Source organism: Parabacteroides sp. An277, assembly GCF_002159645.1.
Taxonomy (GTDB): Bacteria; Bacteroidota; Bacteroidia; order Bacteroidales; family Tannerellaceae; genus Parabacteroides.
Map to the genome: position 1 here is coordinate 25,285 of NZ_NFJB01000034.1, position 7,673 is coordinate 32,957.

Below are 7,673 nucleotides of genomic sequence, written 5' to 3' on the forward strand. Positions count from 1 at the left end.
AATTTTCGACTTTCCATTTTTTATTTTAGAATAGATTATAGTTTGTGCGAAGCACTTTGAACTCAGTACGACGATTAAGCTGATCAGCTATCTCTTGTTGTTCGGGCGTGAGTTTCAACACGAATTCTTCCGTCAGGACATCACCTTCTTTTAAGAAATCATACTGGCGGGCGATTTTGCGGTTCACCTCTTTCGGAACGCTCTCACCGTAACCTTTTGCTTCAAGTCGGTCGGCCGCGATACCTCCGGCAATGAGATAATCTACGACCGATTGTGCCCGTCGTTGCGCCAGGCGTTCGTTGTATTGTTCGGTTCCTTTCCGGTCGGTATGCGAACGAAGTTCAATGGTCACATTCGGATTATCGTTGAGCATCTTAATTAATTCGTCCAGTGCCTTCTTCGATTCGGGGCGAAGCGAGGCTTTATCGAAATCATAGAAAATATTATCAATAACCACCGGCTTATTGATGGGCGAAAGAAAGAAATCGACGATATAGGTTTCACTCTTTTCTTCCGGTCCCGTATGTAATTCGTAGTTCTGGTTCAAATACCCGCGGGCACTAGCCATCATCACATACCGGATGTCACGTTCCAACTCTACCATATACTCACCATCTTTATTGGTCAATACTTTGGCATTCAATCCATCGCGTCCTACGATTTGCACCGTCGCATCTTGTATTGGATATTCGTCCACGTCGTTCACATAACCTTCGATATGTACCGTGATGACCGGTTTTTCAAATTCATAGAGGTGGTCGAAGCCGCGGGCATCGTTGCGGTTCGAACTGAAAAAACCCTTTTCCCTGTTTCCAGCAAAGGTAATACCAAAATCATCACTCGACGAATTGATGGGATATTGCATGTTTTCCACTCGCCAATGTCCCGTACTGTCCTGCACGGCACGGAAAAGGTCGAGCCCACCCATGCCCGGATGTCCGCTGGAGGAAAAATAGAGCGTCACCGAATCGCGCACATAAGGAAACATCTCGTCGCCCGTCGTATTGATTTCCGGTCCCAAGTTTTCCATCGGCCCAAAACTGCCACCTTCCACGCGAGCACGGTAGATATCTTTTCCGCCAAAACCACCTACTACGTCGGAAACAAAATAGATATATTTCCCGTCGGGAGAAATAGCTGGGTGGCCCAACGCTGTGATGGAATCGTTCACAATCGAAACACGTGTCCCTTTACCCCATTTCGCGCTACTACGAGTTGATGTGTAGATTTCGGCCGTACGGTCGCCCGTCTCGTCTTCCGAACAATAGGTATAATACATCGTATTGCCGTCTGCCGTAAAAGAAGGTGTACCCTCGTCGAACTCCGTATTCACCTCATCCTCCAGTTCTTCGGGAGCGAGCCAATTGCCATTCTCATCCTGTTTCACCAAGTAGAAATTGTTATTGTATTGCCCCGTAATGGCATTCAGTTTCGCGTCCTTATCCTTCGTACGGGAAGAGGCGAAATAGAGCTGGTCGTAATTTTCGCCCGCCAACATAGGTGAGAACTCACCACGCCGCGAATTGAATTTCTCCATCCGCCGTACTTCGTAGCGTGTTGGGTTCTTACGCCATTCCGGCGCTAAGCGACACCCTTCAATCCCGTTGTATGCCAACTGGCTCCCCGGATTGTACATCAAGTAGGTATCGTATTGTTTAATCGCCTCGTTATAACGTCCTTTCCGTTGAAGCATCTGCCCCACGCGCAAATGGAGGATAGAATCTGGATATTTGTAGCGCACGGCGTTCAGATAGCCACTCAAGGCTTTGTCTGTACTGTTTATCATACGATTACACTCGGCCATACGATAGGCTATATAGCCGCGCAAATCGCGTTTTTTGGGCGACGTCTTGGTATAAAGCTTACGGTACATCGCCGCCGCCTCGTAATATTCACCGATACGTTGCTTCTCTTCGGCATCACTCAACTTGACGGATTTGCAAGAAAAGAGACACCCTATGGCAGATAGCCACAAAAATATAGGTAGGAATGAACAGATCTTTTTCATCTTCAATCGTTTATTTTCTTCTATCGAATCGAGGCGATTAGGTTTCCCTGCCGGGAGGAAAACATTCCCTGACCCTCTTAAAAAACGAAAAACAGAACCGCTTATTGCGGAAGCTGTCCGTAATGTTTCTTGCCGCGTACATAAAATTGCCAGAGAAGACTAAAGGATTTCAGCTCCGGTATCTCCTGCACGACGGCAAGTTGCTGATTCACGACGCGCTGCTCACGATAGGCAGGTACCAGGCGATGGAAAGCACGGCGAGCGTCACAGACAGCACGAGCATTTGCTGGATGCCCTTCGAGCAAGAATTTCAATGCCGCCAAATAGTCCAACCAAAAACGCAAACGCATCACCCGGTGCAACTCCTTTTCAGGCAAATTCTTATAAAGCATTAAGAGGTTATTGCGGAAATTGAGAAAGGTTTTACGCGGACTCTCGACGTGAAGCGTTCCACCACCCACATGGTAAACCACCGACTGAGGCGTGCATACCAACCGATATCCGCGTGCCCGCATCCGCCAACACAAATCGATTTCCTCCTGGTGGGCAAAGAAACCTGCGTCCAGCCCACCGACGGACCGATAAACATCAGTACGGATAAAAAGGCATGCACCTGTTGCCCAGAGGATATCCACTTCCGCGTCGTATTGTTCCCGGTCAGTTTCCACCTCCTGGAAAATACGTCCGCGACAAAAAGGATACCCATATTTATCCATGAAACCTCCCGCTGCGCCTGCATATTCGAAACGGTCTCGTTCCCTTTCTGCCAAGAGCTTAGGCTGGACAGCAGCTACTTCCGGCGAGACATCCAACCGGTGGATCGGCGCATCGAGCCAACCGGGCGTTACCTCCACGTCGCTATTTAAAAGCACAGCATAGGGTACGTCAATTTGCTGCAAGGCACGGTTATATCCTTCGGCAAAACCATAATTCTGCGTGAAACGAACCACACGTACCGAGGGGAATTTCTCGGCCAAGATCCGGAGAGAATCATCCGTCGAACCATTATCCGCGACCACAACCTCAGCAATTTCTTCAGGAGAATAACGGACGACCGACGGCAGGAAACGTTCCATGAGTGCCGCCCCGTTCCAATTCAGGATGACTACCGCCACTTTCTTCTTATCCTTTGTGTTCATGAGTGATTACATCTGTTCGTTTGTATTTCCAACGTTTATGCGTCCAGAGCCAGCCGGCCGGGTTACGCAGAATACTACGCTCCATGCGACGGGCGTATTCTTCTGTAATCCAATTTTCCGACGTCTCTTTGGGGTTTTCCGAGATAAGTTGTAATTCCAGCGTATAATACCCGCGCCGAAGCATCTGGACATCGAGATAGACGACCGGCGTGTTCAACTTCCGAGCTAACCGCTCCGCACCCGTGAGGATGGCCGTTTCCTGATGCAGGAACGAAGTCCAATAGTGCAGGTTTTGCCGGCTGGGTGTTTGGTCTGCCAAGAAGATAACGACCGAGCGAACTTTCTCTCGTTGGAGGCGAATCACTTCACGCCCGGTTTCATATTTGGAGATAACACGCGATCCGAACTTCGTTCGCAGATGGACGAACAGATTGTCCACCACCTTGTTGTTCAGTGGACGGTATATCTGATACATCACAGCCTCTTCGAAGCGCGTCGTCGAGCCAGAGTACCACTCCCAATTTCCGTAATGCCCCATAAGTAACAAGCAACAAGGATGTCCAGCATCCATGAGCTGATCAACTACTTCTGGATTTTGAACATACGCCCGTTCCTGTAGTTCCTCCAACGAAATATGAGCGAGCTTGAGGGTTTCTACGATATAATCTGCGAAGTGATGGTAAAATTCTCGTTCTATCTTACGCAGTTCCGGCTTACTTTTCTCCGGAAAAGCGGCCGAGAGGTTGCGTCTTACCACACTGAGCCGATAACGCACAACTTTATATATAATAAGGTATAACAAATCAGCCAACCCGTAGAGTATACGCATCGGTAATAAAGCATGCAACTTGACCCAACTATATAATAATGTATACCACATGACTGTCCACTTTAGGAATGAGGACATACCGACGGTTCTATCCGGAGAGCTGTCTGGTCTACATTCCATCCGCCCAAGTGGACTTCCCGTACTTCATTTATCCATGCTGCTTCGAATGGCGCCTCTACTTTAATATAGTTCTCAGTAAATCCGTACATCTGTCCGCCCTTCTCGGTATGTTCGAACAGGACCTTCGCTTTCCGCCCCATGTGTGCTTCATAAAAAGCTTTGAACTTCTTACTGGAGAGTTCAATCAACGTTTGACTCCGGGCGTGCTTTACTTCTGGAGAGACAATATAATCTATCTTCAAGGCTTGCGTACCGGGTCGTTCGGAATAACTGAAAACATGCAATTGTGTCACATCGAGGCTCTCGATGAAACGGCGCGAATCCTCGAAAAAGGCATCCGTTTCACCTCGCGTCCCGACGATAACATCTACTCCGATGAAAGCATCGGGCATTATGCTTTTGATTTTCTCTACCTTATGGCGGAACAAGGCGGTATCATATCTACGTCGCATAAGTTTCAAGACCTCATCGCACCCACTTTGCAAAGGAATGTGGAAATGCGGAGCGAACCGTTTGCTCATAGCTACGAAATCAATCACCTCGTCCGAGACCAGATTGGGTTCAATCGACGAAATACGGTAGCGTTCGACGCCCTCTACCTGATCCAACGCGCGAATCAAGTCGATAAATGTTTCGCCCGTCGTCTTCCCGAAATCCCCAATGTTCACACCTGTCAGGACGATTTCTTTTCCTCCTTGCCGAGCGACGGCTTCTGCCTGCTCGACGAGGCTCGCAATACTCCCGTTCCGGCTCCGTCCTCGTGCGAAAGGTATCGTACAGTAACTGCAGAAATAGTCACAACCATCTTGTACTTTCAAGAAATGCCTCGTTCGGTCATCAGCCGAACAAGAGGGCATAAATTTTCGGATGTCTCGGCTTTCCGAAGCGAATACCTGCCCTACTCCACCATGCTTCTTCAAATCGTGCAGATAATGCAGAATGTCCAACTTCTGTTCAGCACCCAACACGAGGTCGACACCTTCTACTTGTGCCACCTCTCCCGGTTGCAATTGAGCATAGCAACCTGTCACGACGATAAATGCACCTGGATGTTCTTTCCCAATACGCCGAATGGCTTGTCGACATTTCTTGTCCGCCAACTCCGTGACCGAGCATGTATTTACAACGCAGATATCGGCCTGTTCACCTGGCTGCACCCGCTGGATACCTTGCTCAGCTAATAACTTTCCGATGGTCGACGTCTCCGCAAAATTTAGTTTGCATCCTAAGGTATAATAGGCTGCTTTTTTATGAGGGAATAAAGTAGCGTCCATGTTGTCTCTTTTTGTTATGCGTTGCAAATGTACGGAAAATAGCCGGAATATCGTTAGATTAATCCTAATTCCTTCGCAATTCGGCACGCTTCTATTGAGTTTTTTGCCTTCAATTTATGCAAAACTTCTTGACGATGGTGGTTTATAGTGTTTAGGCTGACCGAGAGGGTTCGTGCAATTTCTTTACTTGACATTCCTTCATGGATAAGGCTTAATACTTGTTTTTCCCTCACAGACAGGACATGCTGATAATCTTGCTTCGACAACTCCTGCCATTGCCCATTTACGGAACTGATAATCGCACCTTGCACAGGAAATGGCCAGTGCAACGGATTGTAGAGGCAGAGGGCTAACCATAAATGGTTACTTACGTCCAGAAAAGTGTAAAAGATACGGTGTAAGACTGGATGGTAAACTCCACATGCATCTTTCATTCGGAGCTTGCTAGCTAGATAATAGTCAGTCCGCATCGCCTTTGGCTTCTGTTTGATATATTGGAAAAAGTACAATTCTTGTAGATATTTCTGTGGTAAATCGTCTGGATGAATCCGTTGAAATAGTTCGTCTTCCCATATCGAGTGTACTTGTTCTTCCTGTTTTTCCTTGTCGATGCCTAAATTTCGAGCGAACTTACCATAATATATATAACTTTGGTTCATTCGTAGGTCGCTCAAGACGGCTATGGATTGTTCTATTTGCGCATAGTGACTAGCTATTTGTCGATACGTTTCCAATTCATGAACGTACGAATGGGATTGCTCAAATTTTTGAGCAGAGAATGCTTTGTTCAACAGATCTATCGTTTTCATTGCTCAGAAAAAATGGTTATTAATAGCTATTGCCTGGCTGGCTCAAAGGCACTACTTTTGCAAAGGTAACTAAAAAAAGAATGACATGAAACGTAAGAAACTATTTTATGCACTGCTTGCTGGTCTCTTAACGCAAGCATCTGTTGCACAAACCTTAGAGAGAATGCAATGGTTCAATGAACCGGAACAATGGGAAATTATAGGAAACAGGCTCACCATGGACATAACACCGCAGACAGACTATTGGCGAGTCTCGCATTACGGATTTACAGTAGACGATGCACCTTTCCTTTACACAACGAGAGGTGGTGAGTTTGAAGTAAAAGTAAAAATCGCAGGAGATTATAAGACTCGTTTCGACCAATCTGGATTGATGTTACGTCTGGACCACGAAAACTACATCAAAGCTGGAATTGAGTTTGTGGATGGGAAGTATAACCTCAGCGTAGTGGTGACGCATCATACAAGCGATTGGAGTGTTATCCCGTTGGATAAACCCGTTCCTTTCGTCTGGATTAAAGCGGTACGCCGCCTGGATGCAGTCGAGATTTTCTACTCATTCGACGATAAAAACTATGTAATGATGCGTAATGCTTGGTTACAAGATAATCATCCAGTCATGGTGGGCGTCATGGGTGCTTGTCCGGACGGAGATGGTTTCCAAGCGCATTTCGAAGAATTTACGATTAAGCATCTCCCAGATGCGCGACGCTTACAATGGCTTGAAAAGAACAAGGAAACATCCGAATAAATAACTAAAAAACACAGAGTCACAAAGAGACAGAGTTTCTAATTACCAATTGCTTCGTGACTCTGTGTTTAAATTATTTCGTGCCTAACCGAAAATCAAGCGTAATACCCAGCGTAAAAGTTCGGTCCCGAAGTTTAGAGAAATTCTTTACGTATGAAGTCAGTGCCGTTTGATAACTGGCCACTAAACCTAAGGCTGTCCGCTTGAAATCCTTCTTGACACCTACCTCACAACGGACACCCAGATGGACGGGGTTGAAATCCATCCCCAAACTCTCGTCATGCGATTCCGATGAAATCTTTTCGCTCTTCCCTACTTTGATATTTACCACCGGTCCTGCACCTGCATAGAACGTATAGCCATCATACGACACCTTCTTTATATCAAACAACGTATTCAACGTAAGGAAAGTACCCATCAAACTCCAATCAGAGGCCTCATCCAATGAAGTCCAGAGTTCGTCCTTTCCGCCTTTCCGAACGACACCTATATTACTTGCAAGATGAAACCAACCCCGATCCAGATACTCCGCCCCGACCATAAAATAAAAGGGATGCACCGTCTCGTTAAACAAATCCATTCCATGCATCGACGAAAAACCTACACCGCCTTCCATCTTCATCCTTGAAACTTGCGGCTCAGTAGAAATTTAGTGGGGATAAATTTGTTAGTTTGAAGAACAAACCTTTATTTTGCAGTATGGAAAACGATTATTTGAACATACTTGCCGGTATTGTACTCCC

The 7,673-nt window shown here is 46.6% G+C and carries 7 protein-coding genes; 1 reads left to right on the top strand and 6 read right to left on the bottom strand.

The genetic code is table 11. The features are described 5' to 3' along the window. Positions 1-25 precede the first annotated feature (25 nt). The 5 genes from B5F77_RS12520 to B5F77_RS12540 form a co-directional block, all read right to left on the bottom strand. Positions 26-2,008, bottom strand: a complete 1,983-nt coding sequence (locus tag B5F77_RS12520) for an OmpA family protein (RefSeq protein ID WP_087331249.1) — start codon at positions 2,006-2,008, stop codon at positions 26-28. Between the two features lie 101 nt (positions 2,009-2,109). Further along, positions 2,110-3,147: a glycosyltransferase family 2 protein gene (locus B5F77_RS12525; RefSeq protein ID WP_087331252.1), complete on the bottom strand. Its 1,038-nt coding sequence runs from the start codon at positions 3,145-3,147 to the stop codon at positions 2,110-2,112. Then, positions 3,131-4,027 carry a lysophospholipid acyltransferase family protein gene (locus B5F77_RS12530; protein WP_087331254.1) on the bottom strand — a complete coding sequence of 299 codons (897 nt, stop codon included), beginning with the start codon at positions 4,025-4,027 and terminating at the stop codon, positions 3,131-3,133. Before B5F77_RS12530 ends, B5F77_RS12525 begins: the two co-directional genes overlap by 17 nt. Positions 4,028-4,038: 11 nt before the next feature. Beyond that, the gene (gene mtaB / locus B5F77_RS12535) at positions 4,039-5,370 is read right to left on the bottom strand and encodes a tRNA (N(6)-L-threonylcarbamoyladenosine(37)-C(2))-methylthiotransferase MtaB (RefSeq protein WP_087331256.1); all 1,332 of its coding nucleotides are present in this window, start codon (positions 5,368-5,370) and stop codon (positions 4,039-4,041) included. A 53-nt stretch (positions 5,371-5,423) separates the two neighbouring features. Further along, positions 5,424-6,161, bottom strand: coding sequence for a LuxR C-terminal-related transcriptional regulator (locus B5F77_RS12540; protein ID WP_239446346.1), 738 nt, complete (start codon positions 6,159-6,161; stop codon positions 5,424-5,426). A 103-nt stretch (positions 6,162-6,264) separates the two neighbouring features. On the opposite strand from B5F77_RS12540, the gene B5F77_RS12545 reads away from it, so the two are divergent. Then, a complete protein-coding gene (locus B5F77_RS12545; protein WP_087331260.1) occupies positions 6,265-6,930 on the top strand; it encodes a DUF1349 domain-containing protein in 666 nt (221 codons plus the stop codon). Positions 6,931-7,003: 73 nt separating this feature from the next. Here B5F77_RS12545 and B5F77_RS12550 read toward each other — a convergent pair whose 3' ends face one another. Continuing rightward, positions 7,004-7,552 carry a hypothetical protein gene (locus tag B5F77_RS12550; RefSeq protein WP_087331262.1) on the bottom strand — a complete coding sequence of 183 codons (549 nt, stop codon included), beginning with the start codon at positions 7,550-7,552 and terminating at the stop codon, positions 7,004-7,006. Positions 7,553-7,673: the final 121 nt, after the last annotated feature.

Coding starts and splice junctions, on each gene's coding strand:
- B5F77_RS12520 (WP_087331249.1), bottom strand. CDS start 2,008: ATGAAAAAGATCTGTTCATTCCTACCTATATTTTTGTGGCTATCTGCC.
- B5F77_RS12525 (WP_087331252.1), bottom strand. CDS start 3,147: ATGAACACAAAGGATAAGAAGAAAGTGGCGGTAGTCATCCTGAATTGG.
- B5F77_RS12530 (WP_087331254.1), bottom strand. CDS start 4,027: ATGTGGTATACATTATTATATAGTTGGGTCAAGTTGCATGCTTTATTA.
- mtaB (WP_087331256.1), bottom strand. CDS start 5,370: ATGGACGCTACTTTATTCCCTCATAAAAAAGCAGCCTATTATACCTTA.
- B5F77_RS12545 (WP_087331260.1), top strand. CDS start 6,265: ATGAAACGTAAGAAACTATTTTATGCACTGCTTGCTGGTCTCTTAACG.
- B5F77_RS12550 (WP_087331262.1), bottom strand. CDS start 7,552: ATGAAGATGGAAGGCGGTGTAGGTTTTTCGTCGATGCATGGAATGGAT.